The sequence below is a fragment of the Stagnimonas aquatica genome (genome assembly GCF_003730135.1).
Lineage (GTDB): Bacteria > Pseudomonadota > Gammaproteobacteria > Nevskiales > Nevskiaceae > Stagnimonas > Stagnimonas aquatica.
In genome coordinates this window covers 68,693-89,676 of record NZ_RJVO01000009.1, presented here as the reverse complement: position 1 = coordinate 89,676, position 20,984 = coordinate 68,693, and the positions used below count along the sequence as shown (strand labels likewise).

Annotated in this window: 24 protein-coding genes; 15 read left to right on the top strand and 9 right to left on the bottom strand. The window is 68.8% G+C overall.

Features of this window, described 5'->3' with window-relative positions:
• The first annotated feature begins 1 nt into the window (after position 1).
• Positions 2–1,237, top strand: coding sequence for an MFS transporter (locus tag ED208_RS15745; protein ID WP_199720644.1), 1,236 nt, complete (start codon positions 2–4; stop codon positions 1,235–1,237).
• 4 nt (positions 1,238–1,241) lie between these two features.
• Here the strand turns inward: ED208_RS15745 and ED208_RS15740 are convergent, their stop codons facing one another.
• Positions 1,242–1,517 (bottom strand): DUF2277 domain-containing protein, encoded by a 276-nt coding sequence (locus tag ED208_RS15740; protein ID WP_123212881.1) that lies wholly within the window; start codon positions 1,515–1,517, stop codon positions 1,242–1,244.
• 190 nt (positions 1,518–1,707) lie between these two features.
• Here ED208_RS15740 and ED208_RS15735 point away from each other — a divergent pair, with 190 nt between their 5' ends.
• The gene (locus tag ED208_RS15735) at positions 1,708–2,301 is read left to right on the top strand and encodes a hypothetical protein (RefSeq protein WP_148044780.1); all 594 of its coding nucleotides are present in this window, start codon (positions 1,708–1,710) and stop codon (positions 2,299–2,301) included.
• Between the two features lie 9 nt (positions 2,302–2,310).
• Here the strand turns inward: ED208_RS15735 and ED208_RS15730 are convergent, their stop codons facing one another.
• Positions 2,311–2,607: a hypothetical protein gene (locus ED208_RS15730; protein WP_148044779.1), complete on the bottom strand. Its 297-nt coding sequence runs from the start codon at positions 2,605–2,607 to the stop codon at positions 2,311–2,313.
• A 72-nt stretch (positions 2,608–2,679) separates the two neighbouring features.
• The gene (locus ED208_RS15725; RefSeq protein WP_123212878.1) at positions 2,680–3,654 is read right to left on the bottom strand and encodes a helix-turn-helix transcriptional regulator; all 975 of its coding nucleotides are present in this window, start codon (positions 3,652–3,654) and stop codon (positions 2,680–2,682) included.
• A gap of 116 nt (positions 3,655–3,770) precedes the next feature.
• On the opposite strand from ED208_RS15725, the gene ED208_RS15720 reads away from it, so the two are divergent.
• A complete protein-coding gene (locus ED208_RS15720) occupies positions 3,771–4,319 on the top strand; it encodes a hypothetical protein (protein WP_123212877.1) in 549 nt (182 codons plus the stop codon).
• Positions 4,320–4,340: 21 nt separating this feature from the next.
• Here the strand turns inward: ED208_RS15720 and ED208_RS15715 are convergent, their stop codons facing one another.
• Genes ED208_RS15715 through waaA form a run of 3 tightly spaced genes read right to left on the bottom strand, consistent with a single transcriptional unit; the run spans position 4,341 to position 7,047 of the window.
• On the bottom strand, positions 4,341–4,751 hold the full coding sequence (locus ED208_RS15715) for a GFA family protein (protein ID WP_123212876.1): 411 nt from the start codon (positions 4,749–4,751) through the stop codon (positions 4,341–4,343).
• Complete coding sequence (locus ED208_RS15710) at positions 4,748–5,776, bottom strand: ligase-associated DNA damage response exonuclease (protein ID WP_123212875.1); 1,029 nt, start codon at positions 5,774–5,776, stop codon at positions 4,748–4,750. Before ED208_RS15710 ends, ED208_RS15715 begins: the two co-directional genes overlap by 4 nt.
• Complete coding sequence (waaA, locus tag ED208_RS15705; protein ID WP_123212874.1) at positions 5,773–7,047, bottom strand: lipid IV(A) 3-deoxy-D-manno-octulosonic acid transferase; 1,275 nt, start codon at positions 7,045–7,047, stop codon at positions 5,773–5,775. The genes ED208_RS15710 and waaA overlap by 4 nt, the downstream gene beginning before the upstream one ends.
• Before the next feature lie 99 nt (positions 7,048–7,146).
• On the opposite strand from waaA, the gene lpxL reads away from it, so the two are divergent.
• The 10 genes from lpxL to ED208_RS15660 all read left to right on the top strand — a co-directional run bounded on the left by lpxL (position 7,147) and on the right by ED208_RS15660 (position 17,436).
• A complete protein-coding gene (gene lpxL / locus ED208_RS15700; protein WP_123212873.1) occupies positions 7,147–8,100 on the top strand; it encodes an LpxL/LpxP family Kdo(2)-lipid IV(A) lauroyl/palmitoleoyl acyltransferase in 954 nt (317 codons plus the stop codon).
• 52 nt (positions 8,101–8,152) lie between these two features.
• Positions 8,153–9,112, top strand: coding sequence for a tetratricopeptide repeat protein (locus ED208_RS15695; protein ID WP_123212872.1), 960 nt, complete (start codon positions 8,153–8,155; stop codon positions 9,110–9,112).
• A 37-nt stretch (positions 9,113–9,149) separates the two neighbouring features.
• Positions 9,150–10,304: a L,D-transpeptidase family protein gene (locus tag ED208_RS15690; RefSeq protein ID WP_123212871.1), complete on the top strand. Its 1,155-nt coding sequence runs from the start codon at positions 9,150–9,152 to the stop codon at positions 10,302–10,304.
• Positions 10,305–10,460: 156 nt separating this feature from the next.
• Complete coding sequence (locus ED208_RS17705) at positions 10,461–10,583, top strand: hypothetical protein (protein WP_267897956.1); 123 nt, start codon at positions 10,461–10,463, stop codon at positions 10,581–10,583.
• Between the two features lie 119 nt (positions 10,584–10,702).
• Positions 10,703–12,532 (top strand): ABCB family ABC transporter ATP-binding protein/permease, encoded by a 1,830-nt coding sequence (locus ED208_RS15685; RefSeq protein WP_199720643.1) that lies wholly within the window; start codon positions 10,703–10,705, stop codon positions 12,530–12,532.
• Positions 12,533–12,658: 126 nt separating this feature from the next.
• Entirely contained in the window at positions 12,659–13,510 is an 852-nt protein-coding gene (locus tag ED208_RS15680) for a lysophospholipid acyltransferase family protein (protein ID WP_123212870.1), read from the top strand.
• Between the two features lie 36 nt (positions 13,511–13,546).
• Positions 13,547–14,527 carry an NAD-dependent epimerase/dehydratase family protein gene (locus tag ED208_RS15675; protein ID WP_123212869.1) on the top strand — a complete coding sequence of 327 codons (981 nt, stop codon included), beginning with the start codon at positions 13,547–13,549 and terminating at the stop codon, positions 14,525–14,527.
• 131 nt (positions 14,528–14,658) lie between these two features.
• Positions 14,659–15,636, top strand: coding sequence for a glycoside hydrolase family 16 protein (locus ED208_RS15670; RefSeq protein WP_123212868.1), 978 nt, complete (start codon positions 14,659–14,661; stop codon positions 15,634–15,636).
• A gap of 166 nt (positions 15,637–15,802) precedes the next feature.
• Positions 15,803–16,309 carry a Dps family protein gene (locus ED208_RS15665; protein WP_123212867.1) on the top strand — a complete coding sequence of 169 codons (507 nt, stop codon included), beginning with the start codon at positions 15,803–15,805 and terminating at the stop codon, positions 16,307–16,309.
• Between the two features lie 89 nt (positions 16,310–16,398).
• Entirely contained in the window at positions 16,399–17,436 is a 1,038-nt protein-coding gene (locus ED208_RS15660; RefSeq protein WP_123212866.1) for an oligopeptide/dipeptide ABC transporter ATP-binding protein, read from the top strand.
• A gap of 26 nt (positions 17,437–17,462) precedes the next feature.
• Here ED208_RS15660 and ED208_RS15655 read toward each other — a convergent pair whose 3' ends face one another.
• The gene (locus tag ED208_RS15655; RefSeq protein WP_123212865.1) at positions 17,463–18,233 is read right to left on the bottom strand and encodes a M48 family metallopeptidase; all 771 of its coding nucleotides are present in this window, start codon (positions 18,231–18,233) and stop codon (positions 17,463–17,465) included.
• A 67-nt stretch (positions 18,234–18,300) separates the two neighbouring features.
• Here ED208_RS15655 and ED208_RS15650 point away from each other — a divergent pair, with 67 nt between their 5' ends.
• Together ED208_RS15650 and ED208_RS15645 are read left to right on the top strand one after the other, a co-directional pair.
• On the top strand, positions 18,301–18,795 hold the full coding sequence (locus tag ED208_RS15650; protein ID WP_123212864.1) for a DUF4864 domain-containing protein: 495 nt from the start codon (positions 18,301–18,303) through the stop codon (positions 18,793–18,795).
• 149 nt (positions 18,796–18,944) lie between these two features.
• On the top strand, positions 18,945–19,157 hold the full coding sequence (locus ED208_RS15645; RefSeq protein WP_123212863.1) for a cold-shock protein: 213 nt from the start codon (positions 18,945–18,947) through the stop codon (positions 19,155–19,157).
• 16 nt (positions 19,158–19,173) lie between these two features.
• Here the strand turns inward: ED208_RS15645 and ED208_RS15640 are convergent, their stop codons facing one another.
• Together ED208_RS15640 and ED208_RS15635 are read right to left on the bottom strand one after the other, a co-directional pair.
• Positions 19,174–19,986 (bottom strand): SDR family oxidoreductase, encoded by an 813-nt coding sequence (locus ED208_RS15640; RefSeq protein ID WP_123212862.1) that lies wholly within the window; start codon positions 19,984–19,986, stop codon positions 19,174–19,176.
• Positions 19,987–20,183: 197 nt separating this feature from the next.
• Positions 20,184–20,978, bottom strand: coding sequence for an inositol monophosphatase family protein (locus tag ED208_RS15635; protein ID WP_123212861.1), 795 nt, complete (start codon positions 20,976–20,978; stop codon positions 20,184–20,186).
• Positions 20,979–20,984: the final 6 nt, after the last annotated feature.

Sequence of the window (20,984 nt, the reverse complement as noted above, 5' to 3'; positions counted from 1 at the left end):
GATGCGCGCCGTCGCCGCGCAAGGCGGCACGCGCGGCGCCTGGCTGCTGATGGTGGTCGCCGCCACCATCCTGACGCTGACCATGGGCGTGCGGCAGTCGCTGGGCCTGTTCGTGGTGCCGATCCACGACAGCGCCGGCTTGAGCATTGCCACGATCAGCTTCGCGCTGGCGGTCGGTCAGCTCATGTGGGGCGTGGCCCAGCCACTGTTCGGGATGTATGCCGACCGCCACGGCTCGGTCGGGGTGGTGCAGCTGGGCGGCCTGATGCTGGCTGGCGGTCTGGTGCTGGCGCCGTTTCTGCCGAACGAATGGGGGCTGCTGTTTGCGCTCGGCGTTCTCTCGGCGGCGGGTGCCGGTGCCGGCAGCTTCTCGATCCTGATCGGCGCCACCGCGCGCCTGCTGCCGCCGGAGCGCCGCCCGTTCGCCGCCGGCTTCATCAATGCCGGCGGCTCCTTCGGCCAGTTCCTGTTCGCACCCATCGCCCAGGCGATCATTGCCACCGCCGGCTGGGCGTCGGCGATGTTCACCCTCGCCGCCACCAGCCTGCTGACCCTGCCGCTGGCGCGCTTCCTGCGAGCCCCGACGGCGCCAGCAGCGACACCCGGGGCGCCGACGGCGGATGCCGGCCCCGGCCTCGGTGCGGAAGTCCGCCGGGCCTTCGCCGACCGCAGCTACTGGTGCCTGCACCTGGGCTTCTTCACCTGCGGCCTGCACATCGCCTTTCTCGCCACCCATCTGCCGGGCGAGATCGCGCTCTGCGGTCTGTCCGCCAACGTCTCCGCCGCTGCGCTGGCGCTGATCGGCCTGTTCAACATCGCCGGCAGCTTAAGCGCCGGCGCGCTCGGCCAGCGCTACCGGATGAAGTCCCTGCTGGCCGCGATCTACGCCAGCCGCGCCCTGATCATCGCCATCTACCTGGTCTCGCCGCGCACGCCGCTGACCTTCTATGCGTTCGCCGCCGCCATCGGCTTCACCTGGCTGGCAACGGTGCCGCCCACCGCCGGTCTGGTCGGCAAGCTGTTCGGCACCCGCTATCTGGCGACGCTGTTCGGGCTCACCCTGCTCTCGCACCAGATCGGCGGCTTCTTCGGCGCCTGGCTGGGTGGGATCACGATTTCCCGCTACGGCGACTACAGCTGGATGTGGTATCTCGACATCGGCTTCGCGCTGCTGGCAGCGGCCGCCAATCTGCCGATCCGCGAGGCGAGGCTGGCACCACGGCCGGTGGCGGCCTGAGCGCTTAACGCGATCCGCCGAAGCGCCGCACTGACAGTAGTTGCGCCTTGGCGCGCTCGGCTTCCCGGTTCCTTGGCGGCGCTAGGGTGACCAGCGAATCCATCAGCAGACGCGCCGCCGAGCCCACCTGCTCCACCGCGTGATTGAACGCCGCCTCATTGATCTTCGACGGGGTGTTGAATCCGCTCAGTTTGCGCACGAACTGCAGGGCGGAGGCGTGGATTTCGTCCTCGGTGGCCGGCGGTTCGAAGTTGTAGAGCGTTTTGATGTTGCGGCACATGGCGACTCCCGATGACTGTGAATGCCGCGTCTGGTGGCCGGCTAGTTTAGGCGTCGGCTCGGCTCGTCGGCTCTCGCCCTCTGCGGTAGCGCGGTCAACGAGAGCCCGCTGGAACCGTTGTCCTTAACGGGAGTCAGGAGGACCTCGATTGCAGGCCGTCTGACATAAGGTTGAATAACGAGGGCGGGGAATGAATCTACAAATTACGGCCGTGGCTGGCTTGGTGCTGGTGCTGGCCGCTTGCGGCGGCGGAGGAGATGGCGGGACCACACCCGACGGCGTGCCAGTGGCGAAGGCGGAATGCCCGAACCAGTTTGCCAACTCGGGTAGCCGGGTTTCTGCGGGCGGCATCATGCAGGGCGGCAGTGACCCGCAGAAAGCGGTGGACGGCAATTTCGGTAGCTCGGCCCTGCTGTACGGTGCCGCCGCCGATACCGGTACCGATGCCGCCGAAATTTACTCCGCGCCCGCCAGCGTGCTTGATCTGGTGGTAACGGCTGCAAGCGGGCTGAGCTTTCCAGCAGGGAATCGCGCCGGAGCGGTGGCCCAGCTCGCCAGCGGTCCAGCGGTGCAGCAGCAGGTCACCGTCATCACTTACCTCGGTGGCGTCGTGCAGGAGGCGTTCGACGGAGGTCTCTACAACAGCATTACCGCACCGACGTCGAGCCAGGTCTTCTCCTACCTCACCACCAAAGCCTACGACTCGGTCCGGTTTTCGATCCTGCTGTCGAGTCCCGCCAGTACCGAGAGACCGCAGGTGAAGGTCTACGAGTTCTGCGGCTGAGCGCCGCGCCTATTCACGATGGAAGCGCCGGGTGCGATGCCCGGTGGTCAGCACCGCGCCACCGACGCGTTCCAGCAGATAGGCGTCCCAGACCTTCTCGTAGGCGCGGTACACCTGCTCGCCCTCGTGGCGGCGGATCGCCTCGCGGCCACGCCGGTCGAGATAGACCAGGGCGCAACCCTGATGGTCGTGCTGGCGGCGACCGTAGCGGCGGATCAGCGCCAGCGCGGCGGCCGGCAGACCGCGCTGTTGCATGCGCACCTGGGCGTGCAGGCTCAAGGGCAGGGATGGGCGGTCGGTAGGCATGGCGGTCTCCTGGCGGTGGGGCCGGCCATGCTCCGCGCAGTCCGTCTCAAACCATGAGACGCCGCCGCCCGCTCATCCGGCCGCCGGCCCGTATTGCCGCAGCAGCGCCTGCGCGGCGGCGATCACCGCCTGCCTCAGTTCCGGTGGATTCAGCACCTCGACATCGGCGCCGAGCTTGAGAATTTCCATCTGCAACTCGACCGCCGAGGAATAGGGCACGCGCAGGCTCAGGCGGCCGTCCTTGCCGAGTTTGAGGCTTTGCTCCGGGTGCCAGATCTCGTCGCGCACCCAGCGGCTGCGCTCGACGCTGAAGCGCAGTTCCGCCCAGCGCCGCTCCTTCGCGCCGAAGATGCCGTAGCTGGAGCCCAGCGCGGCGTTGAGCGCCTTTTCGCCGACCTCATGGCAGGGCGAGTCCAGCAGCCGCACCTCGCGCAGGCCATCTACTGCGAAGCTGCGCGGCCCGCCGCGCAGATGGCACCAGGCGTCGACATACCAGTTGCCCCGGTAGTGGATCAGCCTTTGCGGCGAGATGGCGCGCTCGGTGGTCTCGTCGGTGCTGCGCGCCCAGTAGCGCACCTGCGCCTGCCGGCGCTCGACCAGGGCGCGGGCGATGGGGGCGAACGCCTCGTTGCTGGCGATGCGCTGGCCCGGGGTGAGGATGCGTACCCGCTTGCGCAGCTCGGCGAAGGCGGTGGAGGAATCGCCGAGCAACTGCTCCAGCTTGCCGCGCAGCGCCGCCACCGATTCCGCCAGCAGGCCGGAGCCCATCTGTTCCAGCAGGCTGTGCATGGTCAGCAGTGCGTGCAGCTCCTCGGCCGAGAACCACAGGCCGGGCAGCTCGAAACCCGCGCCGTCGGCCGTGTAGCGGTAACCGTTCTCGGCCTTGTCGTACTCGATCGGCGCGCGGTGGCGGTCGCGCAGGTATTCGATGTCGCGCATGAAGGTGGCGCGCGACACTTCGAGCTGGTCGAGAAAGCGTTGGGTCGGCACGCAGCCGCCGGTCTTCAGCAGTCGGTGGATTTCGTGAAAGCGTTCGCCGCGTTCCATCGGTACTCGGGATTCGGGACAGGCCGGCGGCCGACCGGCGGAGGGCTGCGTCTCATCCCTTGAGATGCAGCCAGGGCAGTGTAGCCGCACCGCCTCCCCAACCCGCCAAGCCCGCCATGTCCGCCCTCGCCATCCGTCTGCCGCAACGGCTCCCCCGCTTTCGTCCCTCGTTTCTGGCGTGGCCGCCTGCCCGGCCGCGCCCGGAGCCGCTGCGCCCCCGTCGCCCGCTGCCGGCGCGGGCCCTGGTCACCGAGCCGGTCGGTGTCGCCTGGAGCCTGGGCCAGGATCAGCAGCTGCACTGGTGCTGGGCGGAATCGCCGGCAGCACTGCTGCGCCGGCTGTCGCGGGAGATTCCGGTGCAGGTGCTGCGCTCCTCCGAGGCCGGCCACGGCCTTGGCATCCTGCTGCGGGTGGCGGCCGATGAGCTCGACGCCCGTGGCGCGGCCGATCCCAGCCGCATCCTGGTGCTGGCCGCCAAGCTGCGGCCCTGGGTGAACCTGCGCTGGTGCGGCAGCCAGGCCGAACTGCGCCAGGGCCAGGGCGCGTTCGCGGCCGGCTATGTCAATGCCTTCCTGGGTTGGGACGAGGTGGTCGAAGCCGGCTTCCAGCCCGAGGTGCCGGCCTATCTGCTGCCGCGCTTCCTGTCGGCCATCGCCTATTCCTGAGAGGCCGGCCGGGCAACAGATTCAGCGCTCCGGCGGGTACTCCGGGTACTGCGGCAGTGCGTCGTCGAGCTGATGCCAGTCCGCCTTGTGGGCGGTCATGAAGTGAAAGTCCGGAGTGTGCCCGGCCGGCGTATCGAGCAGGCCGATGCGCAGCCGCAGCAGGCCCGGCTTCTTGGCGTTGCGGCTATAGATCGGCGAGCCGCAGTGACCACAGAACACCCGCTGCTTGCCGGGCGAGGACTCGTAGGCCTTGAGCAACTCGGCGCCGGCGAGTAGCTGGAAGGCAGCCTCTGGCACCGGTGCGTTGGCGGCGAAGGCGCTGCCGTTGGCCTTGCGGCATTGCTGGCAATGGCAGAGCCCGATTTCGGTCAGCGGCGCTCTCAGCACATAGCGCACCCCGCCGCAGAGACAGGAGCCGCGATGGTCGCTCATGCCTGCGCTTCCGGCTTGGCTGCCCGAAGCGGGGCGGTGGCGATTTCCGTTTCCGGCGCGAAGGCGGACGCCGCGATGCCGCGTTCGCGCAGATAGCCGACCAGGGCCTCGCTGCGGCCGTGCATCACCAGCACCTGGCGGGCGCCGGTTTCCTCGATGCTGCGGATCAGCCCCGGCCAGTCGCTGTGGTCGCTGAGCACGAAGCCGCGCTCGTAGGCGGCGCGACGCGGCGTGCCCTGCAACTGCATCCAGCCGCTGGCCAGCGCGGTGGAGTAGGGCGCGAAGCGACGCATCCAGGGCGTACCGCCGGCGCCCGGCGGCGCCAGCACCAGCCGGCCGGCAAAGCTGGTGCCCCGGGGGCGGTCGCCCACCGGCTCGGTCGGCAGCATGGGCACACCGGCCTGGCGGTAGGCCTTCACCAGCGGCGTCATCGCCGCGTGCAGCAGCACGGTCTCGTTGGTGAGCGTCGCCAGCTCGGCGAGCAGGCGTTGCGCCTTGCCGAGCGCGTAGCAGAACAGCACGGCGGTGCGATCTTCCGCCTGGCACTGCCGCCACCAGTCGAAGATTTCGCGCACCACCACCGCCGGTGGCTGCCAGCGGAAGTTCGGGCGCGCGAAGCTGGCTTCGGTGACAAAGGTGTCGCAGGGCACGGGCTCGAAGGGCGCACAACTCGGGTCCGGGCAGCGCTTGTAGTCGCCGCTCACCACCCAGACCTCGTCCGCCACTTCGATGCGCACCTGCGCGCTGCCCAGGACATGACCGGCCGGGTGCAGGCTGATGGTGGCGGCGCCGAGTTGCAGGCGCTCGCCGTAGTCGAGGCTGCTGAGCGGCGCATCGCGGCCGAGGCGGATCTTCAGCAGGCCCTCTCCGGGCCGCGCCGCCCAGTACTGGCCCATGCCCGGCCGCGCGTGGTCGGCGTGGGCGTGGGTGATGACCGCGCGCGGCACCTTCTTGATCGGGTCGATGTGGAAGTCGCCGGCCGGGCAGTAAAGGCCGGCGGCGCTGGGCACCACCAGCGCGCTCATGCCGCCGCGACCAGTGCCAGCAGGCGTTGCAGCGCGCCGCGATTGGCGGCGATGGCGACGGCGCCCGCCTGGCCCATGGCCCGCCGCCGCGCCGGATCGGCAAACAGCGCCAGCAGTGTTTCGGCGAGCGCGCTCGGCTCGGCCAGTTCCAGCGCCGCCTCGCTGCCGAGCAGCAGCTCGCGCGCCGGCAGGAAGTTGTGCATCTGCGGGCCGAACAGCACCGGCTTGCCGAGCGCGGCGGGTTCCAGGATGTTGTGGCCGCCGACCGGCACGAAGCTGCCGCCGACGAAGGCGAGATCGCTGGCTTCGAGGTAGGCCAGCATCTCGCCCATGCTGTCGCCGAGCAGCACCTGCGGCGGCTCGCCCGGCGCCGGCGTGGCGGCGTCGGTGGGGAAGTCGAGCGCGCTGCGGCGCAGCAGGCGCAGGCCGGCGCGCTCCACCAGGCGCGCCACCGCATCGAAGCGCTGCGGATGGCGCGGCACCAGGATCAGCAGCGCGGTCGGCAGCGTCCTGAGTACCTGCAACTGCGCGGCCAGGGCGATCTCTTCCTCGCCCTCGTGGGTGCTGGCGGCGATCCACACCGGCCGCGTCGCGCCCAGGGCTGCGCGGATGCGCTGACCTCGCGCGCGCTGAGCCTCCGGCAGTGCCAGGTCGAACTTGAGATTGCCGACCACGCTCACCCTCGGCGCGCCAAGGGCGGTGAAGCGCTCGGCGTCGAGCGCGCTCTGGGCGGCGATGTGCGCGGTGTCGGTGAGCGTGGCGCGGGTGAAGCCGGCGACCCGGCCGTAGCCCTTGTACGAGCGCGGCGACAGCCGGGCGTTGGCGATCAGCAGCGGAATGCCGCGCCGGGCGCAGGCGCGGAACAGGTTCGGCCACAGCTCGGTTTCCATCACCACCACTTTCGCCGGCCGGGCGCGGTCGAGAAAGCGCGCCACCACGGTCGGCAGGTCGTAGGGCGCGTAGCTGTGGATCACGCGCCCGCCCAGCGCTGCGGTCACCCGCTCGCTGCCGGTGGGCGTGGTGGTGGTGACCCAAACCCGGCGCTCGCCGTGCTCGGCAATCAGCGCCTCGATCAGCGGCAGCGCCGCCAGCGATTCGCCGACGCTGACCGCGTGCACCCACACCGCCACGCCCTGCGGCGGTCGCGGCACCCGGCCGAAGCGCTCGCCGATCCGCCGCCGGTAGGCTGGCAGCTCGCGGCTCTTGAGCAGCAGGCGCAGCACGATCAACGGCGTCAGCAGGGTGAGCAGCAGGGTGTAGAGCAGGCGCATCGTCGGGGCCGGGCATCGCAACAGGCCGGCATTGTCGGCCCTGGCGGCCCTGGCGACTACAATGCCGCGCCCGCCAGCCTGGGCCGACCGCCGCCGCCGATGCACGCTCCACCGTTCCGCGCCTCCTTCCTTGGCCCCCGCTACTGGCCGGTCTGGCTGGGCCTGGGTCTGATGCGCCTGCTGCACCTGTTGCCGATCACCTGGCAACTGGCGTTTGGCGAGGCCCTGGGCCGGCGCCTGGGGCGGATGCTCGGCTCGCGCCGGCGCATCGTCCGCGCCAACCTGGCGGTGGCTTTCCCCGCGCAGAACGCGGCGCAGCGTGAGGCGATGGTCGATGCCCATTTCGCGGCACTCGGCCGTGGCCTGTTCGAGGCGGCGCTGGCCTGGTGGAGTTCCGACGCCCGCCTGCGCGGCCTGGGCACGGTGGAAGGCGTCGAGCATCTGCGCGCCGTGCAGGCGAAGAAGCAGGGCGCGCTGCTGCTCACCGGCCACTTCACCACCCTGGAGCTGGGCGCGCGCTTCCTGTGCCTGGCCGGGGTCGATTTCCACGCCATGTACCGGCCCTACGAAAACGGACTGATGGACTACTTCATGCACCGCTGGCGCGAGCGTCGCTCGCGGCTGCCGGCGCTGCCGCGCGACGAGCTGCGCACCCTGGTCAAGGCCCTGCGTGGTGGTGCTTCGGTCTGGTACGCGCCGGACCAGACCCTGGATACCCGCATCAGCGTCTACGTGCCTTTCTTCGGCAAGAAGGTCGCCACCATCGTCGCCACCAGCAAGCTGGCGCAGATGGGGCGGGCAGCGGTGGTGCCCTACTTTCCGGCCTATCTGGGCGGCGGCCGCTGGAAGGTGGTGATCGAGCCGGCGCTGGCGGACTTTCCCGGCCCCGACGAAACCGCCGACGCGGCGCGGGTCAACGCGGTGCTGGAAGCCGGCATCCGCGCCCACGCGCCGGCTGAATATTTCTGGGTGCATCGGCGTTTCAAGCATGTGCCGGCCGGCGAGCCGGACATTTACGCCCGGGCGGACGCGGAGACGCCTCCGGCCGGGTAAATGGCTTATAGTTCCGGCCTAACAAAAGGCCCGTACACCTGAGGTTTTCGGCGTGAACCGCACCCTATCCCGCCTCGCTTTCCTTGCCGCCGCCGCCGCCTTCGCGCCGCTGGCCACCGCCGCGACGCCGGTCGAGCAGGCCCAGGCCCAGCTCAACGGTGGTGATCTGCAGGGCGCGCTGAAGACCCTCGACCGGCACCTCGCCAGCTCGCCGCAGGACGCCGAAGGCCGCTTCACCCGCGGCCTGGTGCTGGTCAAGCTGAACAAGACCGAAGAGGCGCTCAAGGCCTTCGCCGACCTCACCCGCGACTATCCGCAGCTGCCCGAGCCCTACAACAATCTGGCCGTGCTCTACGCCCAGCAGGGCGACTACGAGAAGGCCCGCGACGCGCTGGAAGCCGCGCTCGCCACCCACCCGGCCTACGCCACCGCGCACGAGAATCTGGGCGACATCTATGCCGCCCTGGCCGGCGCCGCCTACAACCGCGCGCTGATGCTCGATCAGAGCAACCAGACCGTTCGCTACAAGCTCAACCTGGTCAACCAGCTCGACACCGGCCTGGTCGGCACGGCGCCTGCGCCCGCAGCGCCCGCTGCCAAGCCCGCTGCCGGCACTGCGGTGCCCGCGCCGGCCGCGACCCCGGCTGCGGCGGCCACGGCGGACCCGGGCGTCGACGCCGTCGCCATCAATGCCAGCCTGACCGCCTGGGCCAAGGCCTGGTCCTCGAAGAATGTCGACGGCTACCTCGCCCTTTACGCGCCGGATTTCGCACCCGAAGGCGGCCTCACCCGCGCCAACTGGGAGCAGCAGCGCCGCGAGCGCATCGCCCGCCCCAGCCGCATCGCGGTGCGGGCGTTGAACCCCGAGATCAGCCGCATCGGCGCCGACCGCGTGCGCGTCAACTTCGTGCAGGACTATCAGTCCGACAGCTTCTCCGACCAGGTCAACAAGACCCTGGAGCTGCGCGCCACCGAAGCCGGCTGGAAGATCGTCCGCGAATACATCCGCTAAGCGCCGGGTGTTTGCCGGCAGCAGGTCTCGATTTCCGATGCGGTTCTTCACCCGGCCAGCGTTCGCCCTGGCAAGCCTCCTCTTGCCTGTGCTCGCGCAGGCGAGCTTCACCCCTGAGCAGCAGCTGAAGACGGCGGTGGACCAGTTGCGCGCCGGTCGCAACAACGAGGGCTTCCAGCAGATCGAGAAGCTGGTCAAGCAGGAGCCCAACTTCCGCCTGGCGCAGCTGATCTACAGCGAGCTGCTGGCGGTGCGCGCCGGCTCCCAGAGCACCATGGTCGGCAAGGCCGACGGCCAGCTCAAAGACTTGCTGGAAGAGGCGCAGCTGCGGCTGTCGCCGCCGGTCAAGCAGGCCGGCACCCTGCCCAGCCTGGTGCTACAGGTCGCCAAGGCGCAGAAGTATCTGGTGGTGGTGGATCTCTCCAACGCCCGTCTCTACCTGCTGGAAAACCTCGGCAGCGAGCTGCGGGTGCTGCGCGAGCACTACGCCGCCATGGGCCGCAATGGCGCCGGCAAGGTCAGCAAGGGCGACCTGCGCACGCCGATCGGCATCTACACCGTCACCGGCTTTCTCAACGACCAGGGGCTGCCGGAGATGTACGGGTCCGGCGCCTTCCCGCTCAGCTATCCCAACCGCTGGGACCAGAAGCTCGGCCGCTCCGGCTCCGGCATCTGGCTGCACGGCGTGCCGCGCGATACCTATTCCCGCGCCCCCCGCTCCAGCGAGGGTTGCGTGACCATGGCCAACGACGATCTGGTCGCGCTCAAGCCCTATCTCCAGGCCGGTCAGACGCCGGTGATCCTGGCCGACAAGCTCGACTGGCAGGAGCCGGCCAAGCTGAGCGCGCAGCGCGAGCCTTTGCTGAAGCTGATCGAGGGCTGGCGCAGCCACTGGTCGGCGCGCGATACCGAGGCCTACCTCGGCTACTACGCCACCAATTTCAGCACCGACGGCATGGACCGCAGCGCCTTTGCCGCGCACAAGCGCCGGGTCAATGCCGCCAAGAAGCGCATCGACGTCAAGCTGCGCGACCTGGAGCTGTTCCGCTACCCGGGCGAGGAAAACCTGGTGATGGCGCAGTTCATCCAGGACTACAACAGCGACAACTACGCGGTCAGCTCGCGCAAGCAGCAGTACTGGAAGCTGCAGAACGACGGCAGCTGGAAGATCGTCCTCGAAGAAAACCGCTGAAGCGGCCGTCGCAACCCCTCCCGACGCCTGAAATCGCCCCGGTCTGCGGCGCGCCGCCGGCTGGCCCGGATGTGCAATTCCCAAGTCACTTTAAGTTTTATCTCTTGTGCGATGTTTTTATTGGGAATATATTCGAGACTCCAAGAGGAGCCTGCGATGAGCCAGACGACAGCCGCCAGCAATACCCCCGGTACCGCCACGGCGCCGGCCCAGCCCAGCCTGAAGCAGGTCTTCCAGCGCCTGGCTGCGGCCGGCGCACCGCTGAAAAAGGCCGCCTGAACTCCCCGGGCTGCCGACCGCCCGCGCCCCGCCGGGCGGCGGGCGCGCCCTTGAAGGCGGCCTAGGCGACCCAACCCTGGCTTGACGCGCTGTTCCGGGCGCGCCGCCCGTCTGCCGCCATGAAGCCCCTGCCGCCGGTCGAACCGGCTCCCAAAACGCCCGCCGACGCCGAGCCGCCAGTGCCGCTGGCGGAGGCATTGCGCTCGCTGCTGCCGGCGCTGCGCGCCTTTCCCGTGCATGTCGGCTTCGCGGCGCTGATGCTGATCGCCGCCAAGCTGGCGGCGGTGGGGCTGCCGTTGGTGCTCAAGCATCTGGTCGATGCCCTCGACGCCAGTCGCGGCGCCGCTCTGGCCCTACCGCTGGCGCTGCTGCTCGGCTACGGCGCGCTGCGCTTCGTCAACGTGCTGTTCGGTGAGCTGCGCGACGTGGTGTTCGGCCGCGTTTCCGAGCGTGCGATGCGCCGTGCCGGCCTGCAGGTGTTCGAGCACCTGCACCGGCTGGATCTGGAATTCCACCTGTCGCGCCGCAGCGGCGCCCTGGCGCGCGACATCGAGCGCGGCGTCGAGGGCATCGGCTTTCTGCTGCGCTTCGCGCTGTTCACCATCCTGCCGACGCTGCTGGAACTGGCGCTGGTGATGGCGGTGCTCTGGAAGGTCTACGAGATCGGCTTCGCCCTGATCGCCCTGGTGGCGGTGGTCGCCTACGTGCTGTGGTCGGTGCGGGTCACCGACTGGCGCACCCGCTATGTGCGCGAGGCCAACGAGCGCGACAGCCAGGCCAATGCCCGCGCGCTCGACAGCCTGCTCAACTTCGAGACCGTGAAGTACTTCGGTGCCGAGCGCCTGGAGTCGCAGCGCTACGACGGCGCCTTGGCCAGCTACGAGCGCGCCGCCGGCAAGAGCCGTGGCACCCTGGCCCTGCTCAATGCCGGTCAGGCGCTCATCATCGCCGCCGGCCTGACCGCCATGACCAGCCTGGCGGCGCTGCGGGTCGGCCAGGGGCAGATGAGCCTGGGCGATTTCGTGGCGGTGAACGCCTTCATGACCCAGCTGTTCCTGCCGCTCAACGTGCTGGGCTTCGTCTACCGGGAGATCCGCCGCGCGCTCACCGACATGGGCAAGCTCTTCCGCTTGCAGGCACTGGTGCCGAAGATCGTCGATCCCGAGCAGTCGCTGGCGCTGCCGGCAGGACCGCTGGCGGTGCGCTTCGAGCAGGTGCATTTCGGCTACCGGCCAGAGCGCGAGATCCTGCGCGGCACCGACTTCGAGATCCCCGCCGGCCATACCGTTGCGGTGGTGGGCGCCAGCGGTGCTGGCAAGTCCACCCTGGCGCGCCTGCTGTTCCGCTTCTACGACCCGCAGCAGGGGCGGGTGCTGCTCGGCGGGGTCGATCTGCGCCGGCTGCCGCTGGAAACACTGCGCACGGCCCTGGGCGTGGTGCCGCAGGACGTGGTGCTGTTCAACGACAGCCTGCTGGAGAACCTGCGCTACGGCTGCCCCGAGGCCAGCCGCGAGGCGGTGGCCGAGGCGGTGCGACAGGCGCACCTGGCCGAGTTTGTCGCCCGCCTGCCGCAGGGGCTGGATACCCCGGTGGGCGAGCGTGGCCTGAAGCTTTCCGGCGGCGAGAAGCAGCGGGTGGCGATTGCCCGCGTGCTGCTCAAGAACCCGCCGGTGCTGATCTTCGACGAGGCCACCTCCTCGCTGGACACGGTCGCCGAGCGCGCCATCCTCGCCGCCCTGCGCGAGGCGGCGGCGCAGCGCACCGTGCTGGTGATCGCCCACCGGCTGTCGACCGTGGTGCACGCCGACCAGATCGTGGTGCTCGATCAGGGGCGGGTGGTCGAGCGCGGTCACCACGAGCAACTGCTGGCTCTGGGTGGCGCCTACGCACGGCTGTGGCAGGCGCAGCGCCAGCAGCAGAGGCCATCCCCGGAGACCGGCCAGGACTGAGGTGGTGGGCTGGCCGGTCAACGCGAATTGCAAAAACCTGTTATTGCCTTGTTCAGGTAGCAACTCAATAATCGTTTCCGGTGGTTCGACGAGGGGAGAACGGTCCGCAACGGCCGCCTATAAGAAATGCAGATTCAAGAAGTCCTCAGCCTGCTGAAAAATTTCAGTGCCAAGGAAGAGGTGTTGCGGCGCCTGGTGACGCCCGAGATCGAGGCCCTGGTGGCGAAGATCCCGAAGCCGGTGGGCAGCTTCGGCTTTGACGCCTGGGGCTACAACGAAGACTCCTTCAAGGTCGGCCTCGCCGCCTTCAAGCTGCTCTACGACCACTACTTCCGGGTGCAGGTGCATGGCCTGGAGCACATCCCGAAGAATGGCCGGGTGCTGATCATCCCCAACCACTCCGGCCAGCTGCCGATGGACGGGGTGCTGATCGGTATCGCCGCCGCCACCAATCCCAACGGCCCGCGCGCCGCGCGGGCAATGATCGAGCGCTTCTTCCCCACCGTGCCCTGGCTGGGCAACCTGCTGAACTCCTGGGGCGGGGTGATCGGCGATCCGGTCAACTGCGTGAAGATGCTGGAGTCGGAAGAGGCGATCATCGTTTTCCCCGAAGGTGTGCGCGGCTCCGGCAAGCTCTATCGCGACCGCTACAAGCTGCAACGCTTCGGCAACGGCTTCATGCACCTGGCGATGAACCAGCGCACGCCGATCATCCCCTGCGGCGTGGTCGGCTGCGAGGAAACCATGCCGGCCATCGCCAACCTGGCGCCCCTGGCCAAGCTGCTGGGCGTGCCCTACGTGCCGGTGGTACCGGCGCCGTTCCCGCTGCCCGCCAAGGTGATTCTCAATTTCGGGGAACCGATGCACTTCTCGCCGGTTCGTACCGAGGAAGAGGTCACTACCCGGGTCGAGCAGGTCAAGGCCGAAATCCAAAGGCTGATCAACAAGGGATTGCAGGAACGCACCAGCATCTACTGAGCGGCGCGGCGTAAAAAAATGACAGGAGAACGCGGCATGGCCGTCGAGAAGAAAGCAGCAGCCAGCGGAGCGGCAAACAAGAAAACCGTCCTGGTCACCGGCGCCGCCGGCGCCCTGGCCAAGCGGGTGATCGCCCGCCTGCACGGCCGCTACAACGTGGTGGCGGTGGACTTTCGCCGCAAGGTCGAGACCGACGCCGGCATCCCCAGCTACAAGGTGGAGATGGAGAAGCGTGGCTTCGAGGACATCTTCCTCAACCACAAGATCGACGCGGTGCTGCACATCGGCCGCATCTTCGCCCACGAGTCCTCGCGCGACCGCCGCTACAACGCCAATGTGCTGGGCGCCAAGAAGCTGTTCGAGCTGTGCAAGAAGTACGGCGTCGGCCAGGTGCTGATCCACTCCACCTACTACGTCTACGGCGCTTCCGCCTACAACCCGGCCCTGCTCGACGAGAGCCACCCGCTCAAGGCCAGCGAGGTGACCATGGACCTGGTCGATTCGGTGGAGCTGGAGAGCCTGGCCAACATCTATCTGTGGAAGCACCCGGAGCTGCACATCACCATCCTGCGGCCCTGCAATGTGCTGGGGCCGGGCGTGCGCAATTCCATGAGCCTCCTGCTCTCGCACACCTTCACGCCGGTGCTGCTGGGCTTCTCGCCGATGATGCAGTTCCTGCATGTCGACGACATGGCCGACGCCCTGGTGCTGGCCTTCGAGCAGAACAAGCCGGGCATCTACAACGTCGCGCCCGACGACTACATCCCCTACCAGCGGGCCGTGGAGGAGTGCGGCTGCAAGAAGCTGCCGATCCCGGGCATTCCGCCGGTGGTGCCGAGGTTCATGTCCAGCCTGCTCAACTGGGGCGCGTTCTTCCCGCCCTACCTGATCAACTATTTCAAGTACCCGGTGATCCTCGACGGCCGCCTGTTCAACGAGACCTTCGGCTGGAAGCCCAAGCGCAACTTGAACGACATCTTCACCTACTACCGCAAGACCAAGCTGAGCGCCGCCTGAGGCCAGTGACCGGCGTGATCGGTCACTGATCGGCGGTGCCGCCGGCCCCACTGTGGCCCGGCGAACGGTTACAGACAGCGGTATCCGAAGCGCCTATCCTCGGTCCGTCCGACTCATGGAGGAGAAGGCACATGGCGACTCGAATCGCGGCTGCGGCACTGATCCCGGCCCTGACGGTATTGGCGTCGGTGGAGGCCAGGGCGGCAACGCCCACCTGCGCCGACTGGAAGCCGAACCTGGTCAACGAACTGCTCTGCAACCTCAAGCTGATGGGGCCGCCGGCCTCGACGCCAACACCCCCGCCGCCGCCTCCGCCACCGGACCCGATTCCGGTTGATCCGGTGGGCTGCGGCGCACCGGTGCTGAAGTCCGACGGCACCGCCTGGATCTGCACCTTCTTCGACAACTTCGCAGGCGGCAGCCTGGATCGCGGCAAGTGGGTTCCGCAGACCAACTTCGTCAACGGCAGCGACAGTGTCTACGCCTGCTACATCGACGACCCGGCGGTTGTCAGCGTCTCCGATGGTTACCTCCAGCTCTCGGTGAAGAAGATGCCGCAGCCGGTGGCCGGCTGTCCCAGCAATCGCGCCGGCTCTCCGTATGCCGCCGGACAGGTCTCGACCTTCGCACTGTTCTCGCAGCAGTACGGTCGGTTCGAGGCGCGCATCAAGGTGCCTTCGGCGAGCGCGCCGGGGCTCCAGGAAGCGTTCTGGCTGTGGCCCGACGTGCGTTATCACAGCACCGCCACCTGGCCGCTGTCGGGCGAGATCGACATCGTCGAGACCTACTCGCAGCACCCGCAGCTGGCCATCCCGTTCTTCCACTACTCCGCCGACCTGCTGGGTCCGCAGCCGGGCGTGAACACGGCCTGGAACTGCCTGGCCTCCCGTGGCGAGTGGAACACCTACACGCTGGAGTGGACCGCGAACCGGCTGGAGGTGCTGGTCAACGGCCAGTCCTGCCTGGTCAATACCTCCAACGATCCGGCCTTCGACAAGCGCTACATCATCGCGCTGACCCAGGCGCTCGGTACCGGGGCCAATGCCTACGGGGGGTCCGGCATGCTGCCGGCCACCACCCTGGTCGACTACGTGCGGGTCTGGCGCTAGCGCGGGCGCGTCAAACTCGGCTGCGACCTTCGCCCGCGTGACGACCGGGCGGGGGCTGAAGCCGATGGCTGGAAGGCCGTAAGGGCGAGCCGTTGAGTACCATGTTCTCAGTCCCGGTTCAGTCCGGCCCGGTAGGGTTTTCCAGAGTTCCGACGGAGTGCTGACGATGAGCAAGAAAGACAAGGCCAAGACCCCGGCCAAGACCCCAAAGATCGACATCGGCATCGACGCCGACAGTCGCAAGGCCATTGCCCACGGCCTGTCGCGCCTGCTGGCCGACGAGTACACGCTGTATCTGAAGACCCACAACTTCCACTGGAACGTCACCGGGCCGATGTTCAACACCCTGCATCTGATGTTCGAGACCCACTACAACGAGTCGGCGTTGGCGGTGGACCTGGTGGCCGAGCGCATCCGCGCGCTCGGCTTCCCGGCGCCGGGGACCTACAGCCAGTACGCCAAGCTGTCCTCGATCAAGGAAACCGAGGGCGTGCCGGAGGCGATGACCATGGTGCGTCTGCTGGTCGAGGCCCATGAGGCCTGCGCCAAGACCGCGCGCTCGGTGTTTCCGATTGCCGACAAGGCCAGCGACGAGCCGACCGCCGACCTGCTGACCCAGCGGCTGCAGGTGCACGAGAAGACCGCCTGGATGCTGCGCTCGCTGCTCGAGTGAGGCGCGGCATCGCCTCCGTCGATGGTTGCGGGGGCGAAACCTGAGGCCGGCATGGCGGCCCTCGGCGGCCGCTGTGCGAAAATGCGCGCATGTCCGCGCCGCCTCTGCTCACCGTCCGCCGTCTGTCCGTCCAGTATCCGCTTCGGCGCTGGCTACCCTGGCAGGCCAAGCGCCAGCTGCGGGCGGTGGACGGCATCAACTTCAATCTGGAGCCGGGCGAAACCCTGGGCGTGGTCGGCGAGTCCGGCTGCGGCAAGTCCAGCCTGGCGCGCGCCCTGGCCGGCCTGGAGCCGATCAGCGGTGGTGCCGTGCACTTCCTCGGACGCGATCTCGCCAAGCTCGGCAAGAAGGACTGGCGGCCGCTGCGCCGTGACATCCAGATGGTGTTTCAGGATCCGCTGGCCAGCCTCAATCCCCGCCACAGCGTCGCCAAGAGCATCGAGCAGCCGCTGATCGCCCTGCGCCCGGAGCTGGACGCCAGCGAACGCGCACGGCGGGTGGCGGCGATCCTGGAACGGGTCGGTCTCGACGCCGGCGATGGTGTGCGCCGGCCCAAGGAGCTGTCCGGCGGCCAGTGTCAGCGGGTCGGCCTGGCACGCGCCCTGGTGGTGGAGCCCAAGCTCCTGATCTGCGACGAGCCGGTGTCGGCGCTGGATGTTTCGGTGCAGGCCCAGGTCATCAATCTGCTGGCCGAGCTGCAGCGCGAGCGCCAGCTCGCCATCCTGTTCATCGCCCACGATCTCGCGGTGGTGCGGCAGCTCTGTAGCCGACTGCTGGTGATGTACGCCGGCCGGGTGATGGAGCAGGGCGCGCGTGAACCGCTGTTCGCGCGGCCGGTGCATCCCTATACCCAGGCGCTGATCCGGGCGATCCCCGGCGAAGGCGGCTTGTCGGCGCCGGCCAAGGGCGAAGCCGGCGAGGGCGAGGCGCCCGACCTGTCGTTGCCGCAACTGGGCTGCGTCTACCGCAGCCGCTGTCCGATCGCCGACGACTACTGCGGCCGCGTGACCCCGACCCTGCGCCGCACCGGCGACGGTCTCGACCACCACGCCGCCTGCCACTTCAGCGCGCCGGAACTCTCCGAGCTGGCCGACACCTGGCCCCAGGGCCTGCCGCTGCCGGCCTGAGCCGGCGCGGGTCTAGCGGGTCGGCTTCAGGGCGCGCACTGCGGATTCTTGCCGGCAGCGCGCGCCTGCTCGTAGATCGGCATCGACACGTTCAGGCGCTCCGAGAGCTGGCGGATGCGGGTTTCGTCGGAAGGGTGCGTGGACATGAACTCCGCCGGCTTGTCGCCACCCAGGCGCGCCATGTTCTGCCAGAGCGGGATCGACTGGCGCGGATCGAAACCGGCCTTGGCCATCAGGTCCAGGCCCAGCAGGTCGGCCTCGGACTCGTGGGTGCGCGAGAACGGCAGGATGAAGAACACATTGCCGGCCATCTGGAACAACTGCGGGTCGTAGCCGGTGGCGATGCTCGCCACCTGCGCGCCGAAGCCGGCCGCCATCTGGTCGGACATGCGCTCGGCGGAATGATTGGCCAGCACGTGCGCCACTTCGTGGCCGATCACCGCCGCCAATTGATCCTGATTGGTCGCCGCCTTCAGCAGGCCGGTGTAGACACCGATCTTGCCGCCGGGCAGGGCGAAGGCGTTGATGTCCTTGGAGTCGAACACCGTCACCTCCCACTGCTGGTTGCCGGGGATCTCGGCGGTGACCTTGCGCGCCACGCAGTTCACGTAGCCGCTGAGCTTCGGGTCCTTGGTCGCCGGCGTCTTCTTCTGCATGTCGCGGTAGGAGGCGATGCCCATCTCGGTGACTTCCGACTGCGAGACCAGCATCAGCTGCCGGCGCCCCAGCGGCGAGGTTGCGCAGGCCACCAGCAGCAGGCCGGTGACGAGGGCAGTGGTCAGGGGACGCAGGCGCATGGGCAACTCCAGGGACGAGGCTGGGCGCATGATACGAAAGCCCATCCGGTTCGGAAGTCCGCCAGCCATGCCGTCCCCGCTCAAACCCGCCGTCTTGTGGCTCTTGCCGCTGCTCGGCGGCGGCCTGCTGGCCTATGCCTGGCTGCGCGCACCCGCAGTGGTTACGCAACCGGAGCCGGGCCAGAGTCCGCGCACGGTGGTCAGCCTGCAGCTCGCCGCCCTGCGCGAGGTTGACGCGCCCGAGCCGGAAGCCGGCTTCGCCACCGTGTTCCGCTTCGCCTCGCCGGAGAACCAGCGCCAGACCGGCCCGCTGCCGCGCTTTGCGCGGCTGCTGCGCAGCGGCCCCTACGGTGCGCTCATCAATCACCGGGAGGCGCTGGTGCTGGCCGCCATCGAACAGGGCGGGCAGGCCCGGGTACCGGTGGACGTGACCAGCCGATCCGGCCGGATTTACCGCTTCGTGTTCCTGCTCCGCCGGGTCGCCGATCCGGCTTGCCCCGGCTGCTGGCGTACCGACGGCGTGATCCCGCCGGCCGACGCCGCTAGCGCCCCCGAGACCTGAGCGCTCGGCGCCGCGCCCGCCGGGATTCCCAAAGCCGGCGCCGGCCCACTAAATTAGCCGCAGGGAAACCCGGCCCGGGAGAGCGTCGGGACCCTGGCAGGCGCGCCGCCTGCCTGCAAACCGGCCGGGGGCCGTCAGGGGATCGCTGCATGTCGTCACGCGTTACCGGAACCGTGAAATGGTTCGACAACGCCAAGGGGTTCGGCTTCATCCGCCGCAGCGAGGGCGAAGACGATGTCTTCGTGCACTTCCGGCAGATCCAGGGCGAGGGTTTTCGCACTCTGCGCGAGGGTCAGGCGGTGAGCTTCAGCCTGGTCGAGAGCGCCAAAGGGCCGCAGGCCGCCGAAGTGATTCCGCTCTAGCGCGCCGCCAGCGGGCTCAGTGGCCGCCGCCAGTGGCCTGCGGCATCGCCCCGGAGGTGATGCTGGTGCCACCCAGGCTCCAGCCACCGTCCACCGGAATCACCGCGCCGGTCACGTAGCGCGCCAGGGGCGAGCCCAGCCAGAGACAGCAGTTGGCGATGTCGTCCACCGTGCCGAACTGCCGCATCGGCACGCTGTCGGCCACCACCTTCTCCATTTCCGGGGTCGGCGCCAGGCGGCGCATGCCTTCAGTACCGGCGATCGGGCCGGGTACCACCGAGTTCACCCGCACCCCGGCCGCGCCCCATTCGATGGCGGCGACCCGGGTCACCATATCGACGCCGGCCTTGGCGGCGCAGACGTGCATCTGCAACTGCATGGCGTTGTAGGACTGCGGCGCGGAGATGTTGACGATGCTGGCGCCGGGCTTGTTGAGATGCGCGTAGGCGGCGCGCAGCACGTGGTAGGTGCCCAGGAGATCAATGTCGATCACGGTCTTGAAGCCGTTGGCCGACATGCCCAGCGCCGGCGCCGGAAAGTTGCCGGCGGCGCCGGAGATCAGCACGTCGATGCCGCCCAGCTCGCCCGCCGCGCTGGCGAGCGCGGCTTCCACCGCCGCGTAGTCGCGAACGTCGGCGGCATAGCCGCGCACCTCGCCGCCGTGCGCGCGCAGGGTGGCGACAGCAGCGTCCACCTTGTCCAGTGAGCGCGACAGCACCGCCAGCCGGGCGCCGGCACGGGCAAAGCCGTGGGCGATGCCGAGATTGATGCCGGACGTACCGCCGGCGACGAACACGGTCTTGCCGCGGTAGTCGATGCTCTGCTGCATGGGTTCTCCTCCCAAGATGGTCTTGTTCTGTTGGTTGCGGCCGACTAGCGCGGTTTTTGTTTAAGTGTAGACATCAAATACCGTCATAGCGGCGAAAGCCGGAATCCAGTACCAGCAAGGTTTTCCCGGTTTGAAGTACTGGATACCGGCTTTCGCCGGTAGGACAACAGTTTGTATGGGCTTGACTCAAAAATGCTCTAGGCCGGCGTGTAGGCCAGCGCCGTGCGCAGGGTTTCCTGCAAGGCGCCATTGCTGGCCAGCACGCTGGTGGTGGCGAGGCTGATCGGCCCGCCGTCCAGCTCGGTGAACACCCCGCCGGCCTCGCGCACGATCACCACCAGGGCGGCGATGTCGAGGATGTTGACGTTGGTTTCCACCACCGCGTCGATGCGGCCCGAGGCCAGCAGGTGGTAGTGCAGGAAGTCGGCGTAGCCGCGGATGCGGTGCAGCTGCGGAATCACCGCGCCCAGCCGCGCCCAGCTCGGCGAGGCGGCGAGCGTGGCGAGATTGCCCAGCGACAGCGTCGCCTTCGGCAGCGTGGCGATGTCGCTGACGCGCAGTGGCTCAGGGCCCTGCGCGCCGAGCAGATAGGCGCCCTCGCCGCGCTCTGCGTAGCAGGTCTCGCCGGCGCCGCCGTTCCAGCAGGGCGCGCTGGAGACGCCCAGGATCAGCTCGCCCCGGTGCATCAGCGCGATCTGGGTGGAGAACATCGGGTAGCCGCGCACGAAGGCCTTGGTGCCGTCGATGGGGTCGACCAGCCAGAGATATTCGGCGCTGGCGTTGTCCTTGCCGCTCTCCTCGCCAAAGAAGCCGTGGCCGGGGAAGTGCTTGAGCAGCACCGCCTTCACCGCCGCTTCGGCGGCCTCGTCCACCTCGGTCACCGGCGAGGCGTCGGCCTTGATGCGCACCTCGAAGTTCTTGCGGTAATGGGCGCGCACCACGGCGTCGGCGGCGCGGGCGGCTTCGAGGGCAGCGGTGAGAAACGGGCTCATGGTGAA